We start from the raw sequence: 14104 nt of genomic DNA on the forward strand, positions 1-14104 counted from the left end.
CCACATTATGCCTTTGCAGATTCTACCCATTTACACCTAGCACGATATTGTTTGCCTCCTCTAACCGTTGGAGGTGCTCCCACCGCTCATCGACTTCTTTTTGAAAAAGCTCGATGATATGGGCATTTTCTGGCTTAAAGAGATGCTTAAACCGCCCTTGCGCCCCTAGATAGTCCCGCACGGGGATTACATTTTTTGGGCGATAAGTGATACGCACTTCACGCCCGCCAATGATTTCAAAAAGCGGGAACACAAGGCTATCCACCGCCAAATCCGAAGTATCAATGGTTTTGTGTGATTCAAACTTCCACTCTGTCGTGCAAGCACTCATCGCATTTATGAATGTCGGTCCCTCTGTGTCGATTGCTTGCTTGATTTTTTTGTTCATATCTTTCCATTTGTTTGGTGCTACTTGCGCGACATAAGGGCTTCCGTGCGCTGCCATAACAAAGAGAATGTCTTTTTTGCGCTCTTTTTTACCATAGCTTACGCTCCCTGCGGGCGTGGTAGTCGTGCTAGAGCCTATGGGCGTGGAGCTTGACCGTTGCCCCCCTGTGTTTGCATACACTTCGTTATCAAGGCAGATATAAGTCATATCGTGCCCGCGCTCAAAGCACCCGCTGATGAACTGAAAGCCAATGTCATAAGTGCTTCCATCGCCACCAAATGCCACAAACTTCGGCTTCTCACCCTGATATTTGCCCTTTTTGGCAAGTGCGCGATACATTGTCTCTGCACCCGCTGTGGCAGTGCTTCCGTTTTCAAACCCTATGTGAATCCACGGCACATCCCAGCTTGTGTGTGGATACACGGCGGTAGAGACTTCTAGGCAGCCTGTGGAGTTGCCTATCACTAGGGGACCATCGACTGCGTTTAGCACTTCGCGGATAATGATTCCGTGTGCGCAGCCCGGACAGAGGATATGCGCGCCTTCAAATTTCTCGGCGGATTTTGAGAATTGTTTGAGGTTTTTGACTTCTTTTACCATTTGTTACTCCTTTTTTAGTTTGATTTGCCATTGCTACCTATGCTTGGCTTTTGGCTTTGCGCGATAAATCAAGGAGTCGCAAAATCTTAGATTTTGCTTGCTTTGCACGCTTCGCTTGATAGACTTTATTGTCTTATCTGCGCTCGTGTGCTTCGCACAACCTTGATTTCTCATCACAAATCCTTCACGCATTTGTTGCTCCTGTTTTTCTTTTTGCGTCCTTTTGCCTTTTTTTTAGAATTTAAATTCTAGACCCTACCTTGCCACTGCCACGCTTGTGCGAATGTTTTTTGCCAAAACCCAAATTCTAGCATTTGCGGTGGTGCTTTGCACAATCGCTTCGCTTTGTAAATGAGGTGTATTAGACATACACCGCAGTGAAGCAAGGCGGAGGGATTGTGCGAATTGATTACCCAAAGGCGAATTTCCCATTAAAAGAAACTCATCTTTGGACCGCGCAACCCCACAAACTGCTGCACCGCGTGCGTAATCCTCCCCTCCTTTGCGTCCCTATCGATTTCAGCCAAAATCTCGCCCAAATCCTTTTGCGTCATATCGCGCTCGCCCAGCCCATAGATATAGTTGCTAAGCAGCGGACTAGCACCGCCACCTTTTGCGCTTGCATTATACAACGCCGCGCTTACTTCATTATATAACGCACCCATAGCCCCAGCAGGAAGGCTTTTATCAAGGATTGCCACTGCTTTGCAGTGCTTGAGGGCTTCGCCTACTTCGATGAAAGGGAATGGACGAAAGACTTTTAGGCTCACCACGCCCGCTTTTATGCCATTTTTGCGGGCGTTGCTTGCCGCTACACGCGCGGACTCCACAGTCGTGCCAAGTGCGAGGATTGCCACTTGTGCGTCTTGCATATCATAGCATTCTACGATATTGTGCTCCCTGCCTGTGAGAGCTTTAAATTCTGAAAACACGCGCCCTATCACTTCGCTAGATTTCATTAGGGCGTTGTGAAGCTGTGCTTTGTGCTCATAGTGCCACTCCTCTTCTGCCTGCGCTCCGTAAGTAACGGGGTGGGCAAAATCAAAAAGCGGATTTTTGCTCTTATACTCGCCGATAAATTTATACGCCTCCTCATCGCTTAGCGGGCGGACATTTTGGGCGGTGTGAGAGCAGAGGAATCCGTCTTGATTGACTATCACAGGCAAGCGCACGGACATATCTTCGGCGATTTTGAACGCCATTAGGTTTAAATCATAGGCATCTTGAGGATTATACGCGCAGAGGTTTATCCAGCCCGCATCGCGCCCTAGATACATATCGCTATGGTCGCCGTGAATGTTTAGAGGCGAGGCAAGTGCGCGATTTACGAGATTTAGCACGATAGGCAGGCGCATACCAGAGGCTTGATAAAGCACCTCCACCATAAGCGCAAAGCCTTGCGAGCTAGTCGCAGTCGCCACGCGCCCGCCCGCCGCAGCAGCCCCCACGCACGCACTCATCGCGGCGTGCTCTGATTCGACAAGCAAAAACTCCCCATCAATGTAGCCATTGCTTGTGAAAGTCCCGTAGTTTTGCACGATAGGCGTGGAGGGCGTGATAGGATAGGCTGCGACTACATCGATTTGGGCTTGGCGCATAGCTTGGCAGGCTGCCATATTGCCATCCCACACGACTACTTTGTCTAGTTCCATTACTTTTGGCATATTCTCTCCTTATGTTGTATTCTAGTCGCTAGATTTACTCGCTAGCGGGCTTTTTGGGCTCTTTTTGGGGCCAGTTTCCTAGTGCGACTTCGTTGCTCTCATTATTATCAAACATTAGCAGGGATTTTGGGTTTGTGGGGCACACGCTTACGCACACGCCACAGCCTTTGCAGTGCTGATAATCCACACCGCGCATTTTTTCCTCACGCACAAGTATGGCAGCATCGGGGCAATACACCCAGCAGTTAAAGCAGTTTATGCAAATATCCACATTATGCACGGGCTTATCCACGCGCCAATGCGCCACACTCGTGCCATAAGAGCTTTCTTTGGTGTAGCTTCGCTCGTTGTTGTGCTCTCGTAGGGCTTCTCTGCCGTCCTCTGCAAATGGGAAAAGCACCGAGCCGATTTCAAGTTCGCTCCAATCTTTCATTGTCGCCTCCTTTGTTGTTGATTTTTGGCTTTGCATTCTAGAATCTAGAGTGCTAAAGCACTTCTTTGGCTAAAATCCGCGTTTTTGGGATTTCTCTTAAACTTTTCTTTTTGCGCTTCCTTTGCGCTTTTGTTTATTCTTTTTTCGCGCTTTCTTTGTGCTTCTTTAAGGCTTTTTTACTTATGCTTTTTGCACTTTCTCGCGCTTTCCTCGCGATTTTTGCACTTTTTCGCACTTCCTTGAAAAAGCCCCTAAAAAGTGCTGTGTTTGTCGCGCTTGCCTACCTCACTTCGTTATACGCACGCTCGATAGCCTGCATATTCGCATCAATGATATTTTGCGGGAGCTTTTTGCCAAGCACTTTTGTAAAAGCCTTTTTGAAATACTCCAACTCTAGGCTTTGAGAGATTTTGATAAACGCCCCTAGCATTGGAGTATTTGGGATAGGCTTGCCGATAGTATTGAGCGCGATTTTTATGCAATCAAGCACATAGAGCTCTTTGCCCGCTAGCTCAGGCTTTTTTGCCACGAGTTCATCTTTGCTTAAATGCGTGGTGATGATATACTTGGTGTCAGGCTTGTCATTAGCGCAAATATCGGTGATAAAGACAATCCCGGGGTCAATCACAAGCACATAGTCTGGCTCCATATACTTCTCGTGATTGAGGATAGGCGTATCATCGATTCTATCATACGCACTCATCGCCGCACCGCGCTTAGCAGAGCCATACAGCGCAAAGGCTTGGACTTCTTTGCCCGTGCTAGCAAAGACATCTGCTAGCCCTTTTGCACCCGTTACCGCGCCCTGCCCCGCACGAGAATGCCATCTAATCTCTAGCATCGTTTCTCCTTATTTTTAATATTTCTTTATGTAAATTTGGCTTACAAAAGATTAAAAAAAATTTTACCATTTTTTTATTAAAAAGATGATTAACTTGAGAACCTAAGCGAGCAAGAATGCACCAAAAATTGACATTTACGACAAAAAAGAGACAAAAAGAGTGTATTTTCTTTTTATTTTTTGTGTAGATTTTGTAGATTTTTTATATATTGTCGTGCATTGGGCGATTTTAGAAGTCATAGATTTTATATTTGTGGTAGATTTGTGGGGGTTTTTTAAGCATTTTGACAAAAGTTTTGATAAAAATTTTATCGCTTTTTGGCAAGACTTTTTTTAGCCTTGCAAAGTCGATTTTTAATGCGACACATAATTTGCACAAACTTATTGCGCAAATGTCGCTTACAGCTCCTTGCCTGCGATTTGTTCAAGCATTGTAGTGGCATACGCCCCACTTGGCAAGCTAAAGTGCAGCTCCATTTGTGCTTTACTCTCCTTGTAGCTAGACTCACACTCGCTAGCCCACACCCACGCATATCGCCTGCTCCCACCACTACGACAATCCACCTCCAAAAACGGCGATTCTAGCAAGGAAGCTATGCCTGTGGCTTGCTTTAGATTTTCTCCATTTAGCGCACCTGTGGGGGCAAACTCCCCTGCTTGAAATCTAGCTATTTGCTTAGAATCCACCCCCTCTAGCGCAAAAAATCTACCATACGGATAGTGGCAGCAAATATCGCCTTTTAATAGCCCAAAAGGCATTTTTTGATTTCGCAGATTTTCATAGATTTCGCGCAGATTTTGCCTAGATAAACTAAAAAGATTTTCAAAAGCTCTACTTTGCAGTGTGTCTAAAAAATCTAACTCACTAGATTGCTTTTTTGATTCTTGCTCTTTGGATTCTTGCTCTATGTGTTTTTGCTCTTTTGATTCTTTTATAGCCTCTATAAATTCACCAAACCCAAACTCCCCAAATCGCCCAAGAAGCAATCGCACACAAAGCCATTCATTGAAAAGATAGCTTTGCAAACTTGAGCGCAAAAAATCCCGCATTTTTTTGTTTTTTGGTATTTTTGCTTGGGTTTTTGGTTTGTAGGACTTAAGCGCAAAATCATTCAAATCGCACTTTCTCAAATCCCCATTTTCAAAACTCTCTCTTGCCAAACTCCCCCTTGCCAAATCCGCATTTGCCAAATCAAATCCAAGTTTATAATTCTCTCCACTAAGTCCAAATCGCTGAAATCCAAAAAAGTTTGCAAAGCCAAAATTTTGCATTATTTTTAGGCTAGATTCTATCTTTTTGGCATTTATAGGTGTTACCTTTTTTAGACGGATAAAAAAGCGATTGCCCTTTAGGTGTCCTGTCTTTATTTTGTTATTGTGCAGTGTGGTATAAAGTAGCTTTATATCGTGTTGCTTAGATATTGCTTCAAAGCAAGATTGTATATCTCTTTGCTTGAAGTAGATTTTTGGGATTGAGAGGTATTGGGTGGTGGTGGCGTTTTTGTCTTTTAGTCCTGCATAGCCTATGCTTTTGGCTGGGCAGGCGATATGTGAGCTCAAAATTTTGACTAGCTCAAATGTGCTTAAGCCTTTTTTGCGAATTTGCAAAATTTGGTGCTCTCCACTTCCGCTAAACTCATAAAGTGGGATTTCACTTACCACAAAATCTCTAGGTGAGTGGGCAAAGTAAAAATCCGCACTTAAATTTGGATAGCTAAAGATTTTTGGCATTTTTTTAGCGCACAATCACGCGCGGGATAAATGGCGATAAATGCGTCAAAATCACATAAGGTATCGTCCCAAACACTTGCGCAAACTCGCCCACATCGCTAAAAACGCATATTTCCTCCCTCTCACTCTCACAGCTAAAGCAATCCATACTCATCACAGGCAATATCTCCTCTCCACTAGCACAATGCAGTTTTGGCATATCTTTGCCAAGCCGAAACAGCCCATCTCCATAGCCCACATCATAGGTGCTAAACGCACTATCTTTGCCTACCACACTTACCCCACCATAGCCGATTTTATCGCCTTTGCGTAGATTTTGCGTAGTGATTTTGGACGCCCAAAGACTTAGCACGGGTTTTAGATGAATCTCAAGCGGAATTTCAGCGGTGTGGTAGCCATACGCACCAATACCAATCCGCACGATTGTATCACACAATTCTAGCTCGCATTTTTCTAGGCTAGATTTTTGTGTTTTGTTTCGCAAAGCCCCTGTGGTGCTAAGAGAGTGAAATCTAGGCAAATAGATTTGCAAAGTATTACAAAAATCCCTCACTTGCCTTTTTATCTCATAAAAATTTGCTTGAGATTTTGCAAAATCTAGTGCTTCTTCTCCTCCATTATCGCCATAACCATTATGCGCAAAAACTCCAATAAACCTGATTTTTCCCTCCCTTATAAGTCGTGCCAAAATCTCAAATGCTTTATCTAAATCGCCTTTTTGGATTCCATTGCGATTCATTCCTATATTGCATTTTAGCTCAATCCCTAGTGGCAAAGATTTGCAATTTTTTTTAGTAAAATCTTGCAAATCTTTCTCTAGCTTTTTTAAAGACTCTAGCGAAGCAATAGAGCGATAAATATTGCTAGGACAATCAAGCGGAGCTTCGCCATAAAGAATGGTAATATGTGAAAAAATCCCCTGCAAAGCCAACGCTTCATCATAGTTTTTGACAAACACACAATCTATGTCATTCTCTTTTGCAAGCTGTGCGATTTGTAGCAGTCCGTGCCCATAGGCATTGTCTTTCATCACAAGGGCGATTTGTGGCAAGATAGATTTTGTAGTAGATTCGGGGGTAGATTTGTGTGATGATTTTGCTAGGGATTCTAGTGTAGGTTCTGCGGTGGATTTGAGAGTAGATTTGGGCGGTTGCTTTGTAGGGTTTGGGGTAGAATCTATGTTGTTTTTTAGAGCTTGTGCTATTGCGTTTAGATTATGACAAAAAGCCTTAGAATCTAGGCGAATCTGTGCCATTTTTGCTCTTTTGGCTTAATTAGCAGGATTTATTGGCAAAATCAATTATTTAGGGAGTTTTGAAATATATTCTGCTAAGGCTTGTATGTCATTTTGGCTTAGACTTTTTGCTTGCTCCTGCATAATAGCTTTTGTCCCGCCTTTGTTGCCTACTTGGCGTTTGTAGGCTTGCAAGTCGCCGATGATTTTGTATCGTGGAAGCCCTGCGATAGTTATATCCCCACGCGCACCGGGCGCGGACTTTTTGCCGTCATTTCCGTGGCAAGCAGCACATTTTTTGTAAGTCTTTGATGAGGGGCTTTGTGCGAAATGCTGCAAATCTTTAGTAGAACTTTGCGTAGAATCTTGTGCTAAAAAATCGGGTAAATCCTCCCACAAAAAGCGTTTTTGGGTGGATTTTGATGAAGTGCTTGCATAAGCATTTGTAGAGATTTTTGTCGCTCTGTCTGCCAAACTTTGCGCTAAAGCTTGGCTAAAAAACAAACTCGCAAATAAGCAAAAAACACCTAATGCCAAACAAAATCTAGTGCAAAACCTAGCATAAGATATTTTGTTTTTGGTAGCAATTTTTTGGGCTGCGCTAATAGCTTTGTAAATCGCAGTAGAAGCGACTAAAGTGGCGGTTTTCATTTATACTCTCCTAAATGTGTTTTGCCTAATGTGCGTTGTGCATTTTGGCTATTTGATTTTGTGATTTTGCCTTGCTATTTTTTTCATCTTTTTTTCTAATTTCTCTAGCTTTGGGACTTAAATTGACTTAAAAATTTACTAGAGAGATTCTACATATTTAAAGTTTATAAATGGATAAAATATGCAAAAACTTATATCAAAATCTTATGCCAAATTTTTACACCAAAATCTAGCGACTAATATAGCCTAGCTTTAGCAATTCATTTACGATACGAACCATTATAGGACCAGCATTCCCACCGCTTTGTCCGTGCTCTACTAGAATCGTTACTGCATATTTTGGATTTTCTGCAGGGACAAATCCCGTCATCCAGCCGTGAGAGCGTCTAAAATAATCTAGCTCACTCTCTTTTATCCGTGTCTTTACATCTTGAGCGATAGCTGTTACTTGGGCAGTGCCCGTTTTGCAGCCTATTTTTGCTTTTGCTGCTAGCAAGCGCATATAGCCCGTGCCACCGGGGACATTGCAGGCTTCTACCATTCCTTTTTGTAGCACCCATAGTTTTCCTTTTTGAAAATCATTTAGCACATCTTTTGACTCAAAGGTAATATTTGCCGCGCTTTGCTGATTGGCGTTTTGCTGCTTGATAAAATGTGGTGTAGGTAGCTTGCCAGAAGCGATAAGCGCGGTATATCTCACAATCTGCATAGGCGTAGTAAGGAAATATCCCTGCCCGATAGAAGTCTGCACCGTATCCCCAGCATACCACGCTGCGCCGTGTCGCTGCGCTTTCCAATACGGAGTTGGCAAAATCCCACTAGATTCGCCCGGGAAATCTAGTCCACTTTTTTGTCCAAATCCCATTTGAGCAAGCACTTGCCCCATTCGCTCTATGCCTACGACTTGAGATAGTTTATAAAAATACACATCCACAGATTCTCTTATCGCCTTGAAAGTATCTGCACTTCCGTGTCCGCCAGCTTTCCAATCGCGAAAATGATGATTCCCAATCGTTATAGAATATGGTGTAGCGATTTTGGTATTTTCATCGACATTTCCATATTCCAAAATCGACATTGCAATGCCCATTTTGATGACAGAGCCCGGTGGATATTGCCCGTTTATAAAGCGATTGATAAGTGGCTTGTGTGGATTATCTCTTAGTGCGTTCCACTTTATAGAGCTTATGCCACCTACAAAATCATTTAAATCATATTCGGGATAGCTCCCCGCAGCCAAAATCTCGCCACTATGCACATCCATTACGATTGCAGAGCCATTTTTCTCGCCAAACCCATACTCCTCATCAATAGCCCTTTGTAGCCTCGCATCAATAGTAAGCGTAATGTCGTTTTGCACTTGCGGAAGCGTCTCTTCGGCTTTGGATACTTTTTGGTTAAAGGCATTTACAATGCTGGAGCGAGAGCCTAGCTGCCCTTGCAAAACCGTATTGTATTGTCGCTCTATGCCCTCCTTGCCGATGATTCCTGTGTGCTTGCTTATGGGGTCTAAAAAGACATCGTTTTTATCTGCTGCGCCCACATAGCCTATGATATGCGAAGCAAGCTCTCTATTTGGATAATATCTCTTAAAAATAGGCTTGACAGAAATATTTTCTTGCTGATTTAGCAAGGCATACACAGCTTGCATTTCATCATAGCTCACATAATCAATGACTTTTATAGGCTCGTGGTTATAAGCAGAATTTTGCTTATTATAAGTTTCTGCCAAAGTTTCAATATCCACACCTTGCAGATTTTCTGCGATTTTTTTGATTGCGCTTTGTAGCTCATCTTCTCTCAAAAGTGGCTTCAAAAACACGCCAAAAAATAAGTCATTTACCGCCAAAGGCTCGCCCTGCCTATCAAGTATAAGTCCGCGTGCAGGCACTAGCACTTCTTGCTTAAACATATTGCGCCTAGCCACTTCAGCATAGTGGTCATACCTCACAATCGATATGATAGATAGTTTCAAAATAAGCAAAATCCACACTAAGCCAAAAACGATAAAAGTGATTCTAAAAGGTAGGGGGATATTTTTCATTCTTTGCCTTTTTAAGTAAATATGCGTGTATGAATGCGTGGGTGTATTGTGTGTGTGGATTTTTGTGCCTATATTTTAGGGCTTTGGATTTTGGGATTTTGGCTACCATTTTTTGCGCTTCCATTTTATCTGCTCATAGATAAGCATAAGAGATGATTCTATGATGAAATAATAGATAAAAATCGCACTTAGAGAAAAATTTACCCCCGCACCAAACATTTTGATGATATAAAGTGCCAAAAAATACACACCATAAACCGCGATGATATACCAAAAAACAAAAAGTGCATTATGTCCAAAAATGATATTAAATCGCTCGACAATGAGGTAATTTACCACCACAAACACGATAGGCAAAGTCCCAAGTGGAAGCTGCTTTTCACTCTCATAGATGATGAGGCAAAGCACGATTGTAACCACTGCAGTGGTGTTTTTTTTGGAATAAAACTCCATAAAAAGAATAAAAAGCACCCCAATCATAGGAGGCAAAAACAAAAATATACTTCCAAGCAAAGTCCAAAGAAAAAACGCTATGCAAGCAAGTGTAGCTAGAGCTATTTTTTTGAAACTTTTGTCAGGAGTTGGCTGGGATAGAAGCTGCATTTTATGACTCTTTTTAGTAGTTTTGTAAAATATTTTTGCAAGGGGCTTTGAAATAATCCCTTAAGCAAAGATTTAAGACGGTTTGTAAATAGGCTTAAACTTTTGGTAGATAAAGCGTGGCAAATTTTTAGATTTTGTTTTTTTTAAGCGAAGTTTTTTGGCGAGATTTCTAAGTCCGCATTTCTTTAGACGAAGCACAAATCCCCAAAACCCCATCAAATATCGCCTCTCTCAACGCCTCTTTGCCACCATATTTTTTTGGTATTTTGTCGTTATAAGCCATAATTATAGCGTTATTTTGGCTATTTTTTTGGTGCAATTTTGCCAAATCATTCTTGCTTAGTTTGTCCGCTTTGGTAAAAACTTGCAAATACTGCTGGTCGGCATTTAGCAGTGAAAGGATACTATTTTTTAGGGCAAAATCTATCGCCAAATCTGTATGCCTAGAATCAATCAAATGCAAAAAAAGTTTGATACTTTTTCGCTCATTTATAAATCGCCATAGATTTTGCTGCCATTGTTTTAGCTCGGTTTTGGATACTTTTGCATAGCCAATACCGGGCAAATCTATTAGGCAAAACTCAAGCACTTTAGGAGAATCCACGCTAGATTCTATGCTAGATTTTTCACTAAAATTTACACTAGATTCACAGCCAAAATCAGCACTAGATTTTGCTCCTGATTCCACGCTTGATTTTGCATCTGTTTTTGCAAAATCCACACCTAATTTCGCGCTTGATTTTATAAAATCTGCTTTTTGCTCTGTGCTTGATTTTGCCTGCACTCTATCACACTCCCTAACCCACTGCGTAGTAAAAAAATTGATAAGTTTTGTTTTGCCGGGGGTTGAAGAGCTTTTGGCGAGATTTGATTCTAGGATTTCATTGATTAGCGTGCTTTTGCCGACATTACTACGACCCAAAAAAACCACCTCGCTATACAAAGGTGGAGGAGCATTTTTTGTGCTACTTGCAGAGGTTATAAACTTACTAAAGCGCGTGCGTATCATCAATCTATCCTCTTATATCCTATTGTGTCCTCTATGTGTGCTCTTTGTGCCTAAGATTTTGGAGGCAGACTTCTTTAGAGTGCAAAAGTCCAAAATCTCGCCACCACAAAATCTCACTTTTTTTGTTGTATGTCGTTCAAATCAATTATCACGCGCACAGGGGCATCGCCCTCGCTTTGAACATTTGCGAAATTCTCTTTATTATTAAATATGATTCTCTCGCCCTTTAGATAGTTTGGCTTGCCAATCTCGCGTGCTTCTGCTCTGCCGATAAGCTGATATTCGCTTTGCTCGATTAGATAGATAAGCGTATCGCTCTTTCCTTTTAGCTCTCGCCCATCTTCAGTGAAAATATGAAAATCCACATTGCCAATCGCTTCAAATTTAAATGGTTTGCGCTCTTTGCTCATATAGACATTGACTTTATCAGCATTTAGCGTATCGCGCTCCTTTGTGATATGCACGCTTCCCTCCGCACTTGTTATACCCCGCTTCTCATCGGCAAATACCTGCTTAGCATCGATAAGTAGCTCATCACCCCAAGCAACACTACAAAGCGCAAAAATCCCCACAAGCAAATAAAGTCGTAGCCAAAAGCCAAGCCAAACACGACAATCCACAAAAACACTACAAATACTGCCAAATATTTTCATCTCTTTTATTTTCCTTACTCTTTTACCTTTCCTACCTTTTTTTGCCTTTCTTGCCTTGTGCCTTTACCTAAAGCCCTCATTCTTTGGTTTTTTTATTGTTTGTGTCTAGATAGATTTTTGCTTGGACATTTTGCGCACTCATTGTGCCTTCTTTTTGTTTGTAGAGGATATTTTCCCCCTCCAAATCCCCGCTCAAAGACACCGCCCAAAATCTCCCTACTCCACGAAAAACACCATTTTTTGTATCATAGACTCCCTTCTCACTCCAAAAGCTCTCCCCACTATCTTTTGCATACACTCCACCTTTGTTAAACGCATATTCATTATCCACGTGCCTTACTTCCTCGCCATATATGTAGGAAATAGATTGCGCTTTTTTGTCGCTTTTGTTTGACACTATGGTTTCATACCCTACCTCATATTCAGCAAATCGCAATGCCCTTTGCCCTTGCAAACTTGACTTAATGTAGTCCTTATCCGCGTCATAGATTTGGTAGTATTCTAGCTCAATGATTGGCATTTGCTCGCGCTTTTTTAGAATCTCTTGCGTATCTTTGGCTGAAATTTTGATAAACACAAGCATAGCCACAAGCAGCACCCAAAAAAACCAATGCACCAAAAAAGAGGGCGAAAAATACGAAACGACAATATTAGTAGCCTTTAGAGTAAAAAACCGCGCAATCTCTTTTGAGCTAAGAGTGCCCTCCTCATATTGCCCTGCTAGGTAGATTTCCTCTCTTTTGCGTAGTTGTAGCTCTCTAGCAAACTTGATATAAATATATGCCAAAAACCGATTCATACTAGATTCTTAGATTTTGTGATATAGGGCTAAAAATTCTGCTTGCTCTTTTTCATCACGCGAGATGATAAAGTCTATCATCTCTCTTACTGCACCCTCTCCACCACGAGAATTTAGCACTATATCAGCGTGTTTTTTTATCTGCATATTTGCATCTGCAGGTGCGAAGCGCAAGCCACTTTGAGAAAACATCGCCAAGTCATTGACATCATCGCCTATGCAGGCAACTTCGTTTTTTTGCACCTCTAGTCCAGACATTATTTTGCGTGCTGTGCTTGCTTTGTCCTCCACGCCCAAAAACACCCGCGTAATGCCTAGCTCCTCTGCTCTAGCACGCGTGCTAGGGGATTCTCTCCCAGAGATAAGGGCGACTTCTTTACCCATCTTTAGCCACGCCACGATTCCTAGTCCGTCTTTTATGTTGAAACTTTTTGATTCCATTATGGAGTTTGTCTGCGGATTTTCTATAAGCGTGATTTTGCCATCTGTGAGTGTGCCATCGACATCGATAAGAAGTAGTTTAATCATAAATATCCTTTGTTTGGTGGGATTATTTCTGTGCTAGATTTTGGTGTGAAATTTTTGGCGCGAAGTGGCTACAAAATCGCTAGCTTAAAAAACTAGATTTTGATTCGCACAAAATCTTTTATTTGCAAGGATTTGCAAATCTTAGATTCACAAATATTTCGCAACTTAAATAATAACTACAAACAACCCTTTGTGCTTGGAATCTCTACGCGCGGATTTTTTGATAATGCCCTGCGAAGCGCAAGCGCAAAGGATTTAAACACCGCTTCTGTAATATGGTGCAAGTTTTTGCCTCGCTTTATAGAGATATGCACCGTTATGTTTGCATTAAAGCACACGGCGCGAAGCCACTCCTCCACTAGCTCAATGTCAAAATCCAAAATCTTGCCACGATACTCACAGGCACTTGTATCAAACACCAAAAATGCTCGATTGCTAATGTCTAAATCACACTCCGCGCACGCCTCGTCCATCGCCACCGCTCCATTGCCAAATCGCTCGATATTTTGCACGGGATAGATACTTTGTGCCAAAAGTTTGCCGATGACTATCCCGCAGTCCTCCACACTATGATGAAAATCCACCTCCACATCGCCCTTGCATTCTAGCTCTAAGTCAAAAAGCGCGTGCTTGGCAAACGCCTCTAGCATATGGTCAAAAAATCCTATGCTTGTGTGGATTTTGGATTTTCCACTGCCATAAATGTCTAGCTTTGCGTTGATTTGCGTTTCTTTGGTGTTGCGAGTAAGGGTGTTTTGCGCTTTCATCTAAGTCCTTAAAAAGTTTTTGTAAAGTGATTTTTGCTGAAGTTTTTGCTTTTTTTTGATTCTTTAATCTTTTCCACGTCTTAAATATGGAAAGCAAAAAGCAAAATGTAAAGTGTATTGCCTTAAAAATTTGCAAATATTTTTCAAAAGTTTTAATAA

At 42.0% G+C, this 14104-nt stretch carries 18 protein-coding genes; 1 reads left to right on the forward strand and 17 read right to left on the reverse strand.

The annotated features are described in order from the left end of the window. Window positions 1-22: 22 nt before the first annotated feature. The 6 genes from HMPREF2086_RS06550 to HMPREF2086_RS06565 all read right to left on the reverse strand — a co-directional run bounded on the left by HMPREF2086_RS06550 (window position 23) and on the right by HMPREF2086_RS06565 (window position 3926). Window positions 23-988, reverse strand: a complete 966-nt coding sequence (locus HMPREF2086_RS06550) for a thiamine pyrophosphate-dependent enzyme (protein WP_023927998.1) — start codon at window positions 986-988, stop codon at window positions 23-25. 33 nt (window positions 989-1021) lie between these two features. Beyond that, a complete protein-coding gene (locus HMPREF2086_RS11570) occupies window positions 1022-1162 on the reverse strand; it encodes a hypothetical protein (protein WP_156921316.1) in 141 nt (46 codons plus the stop codon). Window positions 1163-1243: 81 nt separating this feature from the next. Then, on the reverse strand, window positions 1244-1420 hold the full coding sequence (locus tag HMPREF2086_RS11575) for a hypothetical protein (RefSeq protein ID WP_023928000.1): 177 nt from the start codon (window positions 1418-1420) through the stop codon (window positions 1244-1246). Further along, the gene (locus HMPREF2086_RS06555; RefSeq protein WP_023928001.1) at window positions 1420-2652 is read right to left on the reverse strand and encodes a 2-oxoacid:ferredoxin oxidoreductase subunit alpha; all 1233 of its coding nucleotides are present in this window, start codon (window positions 2650-2652) and stop codon (window positions 1420-1422) included. Before HMPREF2086_RS06555 ends, HMPREF2086_RS11575 begins: the two co-directional genes overlap by 1 nt. Window positions 2653-2686: 34 nt before the next feature. After that, window positions 2687-3085 (reverse strand): 4Fe-4S dicluster-binding protein, encoded by a 399-nt coding sequence (locus HMPREF2086_RS06560; protein ID WP_023928002.1) that lies wholly within the window; start codon window positions 3083-3085, stop codon window positions 2687-2689. Between the two features lie 280 nt (window positions 3086-3365). After that, entirely contained in the window at window positions 3366-3926 is a 561-nt protein-coding gene (locus HMPREF2086_RS06565) for a pyruvate flavodoxin oxidoreductase subunit gamma (RefSeq protein WP_023928003.1), read from the reverse strand. Between the two features lie 160 nt (window positions 3927-4086). On the opposite strand from HMPREF2086_RS06565, the gene HMPREF2086_RS11580 reads away from it, so the two are divergent. Then, window positions 4087-4263, forward strand: coding sequence for a hypothetical protein (locus HMPREF2086_RS11580; protein WP_156921317.1), 177 nt, complete (start codon window positions 4087-4089; stop codon window positions 4261-4263). Between the two features lie 62 nt (window positions 4264-4325). Here HMPREF2086_RS11580 and truD read toward each other — a convergent pair whose 3' ends face one another. The 11 genes from truD to hisB form a co-directional block, all read right to left on the reverse strand. Then, the gene (truD, locus tag HMPREF2086_RS06570) at window positions 4326-5657 is read right to left on the reverse strand and encodes a tRNA pseudouridine(13) synthase TruD (protein ID WP_023928004.1); all 1332 of its coding nucleotides are present in this window, start codon (window positions 5655-5657) and stop codon (window positions 4326-4328) included. 4 nt (window positions 5658-5661) lie between these two features. After that, window positions 5662-6912, reverse strand: a complete 1251-nt coding sequence (locus tag HMPREF2086_RS06575) for an alanine racemase (protein ID WP_023928005.1) — start codon at window positions 6910-6912, stop codon at window positions 5662-5664. Window positions 6913-6957: 45 nt separating this feature from the next. Beyond that, window positions 6958-7542 carry a c-type cytochrome gene (locus tag HMPREF2086_RS11190; RefSeq protein WP_023928006.1) on the reverse strand — a complete coding sequence of 195 codons (585 nt, stop codon included), beginning with the start codon at window positions 7540-7542 and terminating at the stop codon, window positions 6958-6960. A gap of 229 nt (window positions 7543-7771) precedes the next feature. Beyond that, entirely contained in the window at window positions 7772-9586 is a 1815-nt protein-coding gene (gene mrdA / locus HMPREF2086_RS06585) for a penicillin-binding protein 2 (RefSeq protein WP_023928007.1), read from the reverse strand. Further along, the gene (locus HMPREF2086_RS11585) at window positions 9561-9710 is read right to left on the reverse strand and encodes a hypothetical protein (RefSeq protein ID WP_023928008.1); all 150 of its coding nucleotides are present in this window, start codon (window positions 9708-9710) and stop codon (window positions 9561-9563) included. The genes mrdA and HMPREF2086_RS11585 overlap by 26 nt, the downstream gene beginning before the upstream one ends. After that, window positions 9689-10189, reverse strand: coding sequence for a hypothetical protein (locus tag HMPREF2086_RS06590; RefSeq protein WP_023928009.1), 501 nt, complete (start codon window positions 10187-10189; stop codon window positions 9689-9691). Before HMPREF2086_RS06590 ends, HMPREF2086_RS11585 begins: the two co-directional genes overlap by 22 nt. A gap of 169 nt (window positions 10190-10358) precedes the next feature. Beyond that, window positions 10359-11198 carry a GTP-binding protein gene (locus HMPREF2086_RS06595; protein ID WP_023928010.1) on the reverse strand — a complete coding sequence of 280 codons (840 nt, stop codon included), beginning with the start codon at window positions 11196-11198 and terminating at the stop codon, window positions 10359-10361. A gap of 113 nt (window positions 11199-11311) precedes the next feature. Further along, on the reverse strand, window positions 11312-11851 hold the full coding sequence (gene lptA, locus HMPREF2086_RS06600) for a lipopolysaccharide transport periplasmic protein LptA (RefSeq protein WP_023928011.1): 540 nt from the start codon (window positions 11849-11851) through the stop codon (window positions 11312-11314). 76 nt (window positions 11852-11927) lie between these two features. Continuing rightward, window positions 11928-12650, reverse strand: a complete 723-nt coding sequence (locus HMPREF2086_RS10860; RefSeq protein ID WP_023928012.1) for a hypothetical protein — start codon at window positions 12648-12650, stop codon at window positions 11928-11930. Window positions 12651-12659: 9 nt separating this feature from the next. Next, window positions 12660-13178: a KdsC family phosphatase gene (locus HMPREF2086_RS06610; protein ID WP_023928013.1), complete on the reverse strand. Its 519-nt coding sequence runs from the start codon at window positions 13176-13178 to the stop codon at window positions 12660-12662. Window positions 13179-13354: 176 nt separating this feature from the next. After that, window positions 13355-13945, reverse strand: a complete 591-nt coding sequence (hisB, locus tag HMPREF2086_RS06615; protein ID WP_023928014.1) for an imidazoleglycerol-phosphate dehydratase HisB — start codon at window positions 13943-13945, stop codon at window positions 13355-13357. Window positions 13946-14104 lie beyond the last annotated feature (159 nt).

Origin of the sequence: Helicobacter macacae MIT 99-5501 (genome assembly GCF_000507845.1) — a bacterium.
In the GTDB taxonomy this organism is placed as follows: domain Bacteria; phylum Campylobacterota; class Campylobacteria; order Campylobacterales; family Helicobacteraceae; genus Helicobacter_B; species Helicobacter_B macacae.

Coding starts and splice junctions, on each gene's coding strand:
- HMPREF2086_RS06550 (WP_023927998.1), bottom strand. CDS start 988: ATGGTAAAAGAAGTCAAAAACCTCAAACAATTCTCAAAATCCGCCGAG.
- HMPREF2086_RS11570 (WP_156921316.1), bottom strand. CDS start 1,162: ATGAGAAATCAAGGTTGTGCGAAGCACACGAGCGCAGATAAGACAATA.
- HMPREF2086_RS11575 (WP_023928000.1), bottom strand. CDS start 1,420: ATGGGAAATTCGCCTTTGGGTAATCAATTCGCACAATCCCTCCGCCTT.
- HMPREF2086_RS06555 (WP_023928001.1), bottom strand. CDS start 2,652: ATGCCAAAAGTAATGGAACTAGACAAAGTAGTCGTGTGGGATGGCAAT.
- HMPREF2086_RS06560 (WP_023928002.1), bottom strand. CDS start 3,085: ATGAAAGATTGGAGCGAACTTGAAATCGGCTCGGTGCTTTTCCCATTT.
- HMPREF2086_RS06565 (WP_023928003.1), bottom strand. CDS start 3,926: ATGCTAGAGATTAGATGGCATTCTCGTGCGGGGCAGGGCGCGGTAACG.
- truD (WP_023928004.1), bottom strand. CDS start 5,657: ATGCCAAAAATCTTTAGCTATCCAAATTTAAGTGCGGATTTTTACTTT.
- HMPREF2086_RS06575 (WP_023928005.1), bottom strand. CDS start 6,912: ATGGCACAGATTCGCCTAGATTCTAAGGCTTTTTGTCATAATCTAAAC.
- HMPREF2086_RS11190 (WP_023928006.1), bottom strand. CDS start 7,542: ATGAAAACCGCCACTTTAGTCGCTTCTACTGCGATTTACAAAGCTATT.
- mrdA (WP_023928007.1), bottom strand. CDS start 9,586: ATGAAAAATATCCCCCTACCTTTTAGAATCACTTTTATCGTTTTTGGC.
- HMPREF2086_RS11585 (WP_023928008.1), bottom strand. CDS start 9,710: ATGGAAGCGCAAAAAATGGTAGCCAAAATCCCAAAATCCAAAGCCCTA.
- HMPREF2086_RS06590 (WP_023928009.1), bottom strand. CDS start 10,189: ATGCAGCTTCTATCCCAGCCAACTCCTGACAAAAGTTTCAAAAAAATA.
- HMPREF2086_RS06595 (WP_023928010.1), bottom strand. CDS start 11,198: ATGATACGCACGCGCTTTAGTAAGTTTATAACCTCTGCAAGTAGCACA.
- lptA (WP_023928011.1), bottom strand. CDS start 11,851: ATGAAAATATTTGGCAGTATTTGTAGTGTTTTTGTGGATTGTCGTGTT.
- HMPREF2086_RS10860 (WP_023928012.1), bottom strand. CDS start 12,650: ATGAATCGGTTTTTGGCATATATTTATATCAAGTTTGCTAGAGAGCTA.
- HMPREF2086_RS06610 (WP_023928013.1), bottom strand. CDS start 13,178: ATGATTAAACTACTTCTTATCGATGTCGATGGCACACTCACAGATGGC.
- hisB (WP_023928014.1), bottom strand. CDS start 13,945: ATGAAAGCGCAAAACACCCTTACTCGCAACACCAAAGAAACGCAAATC.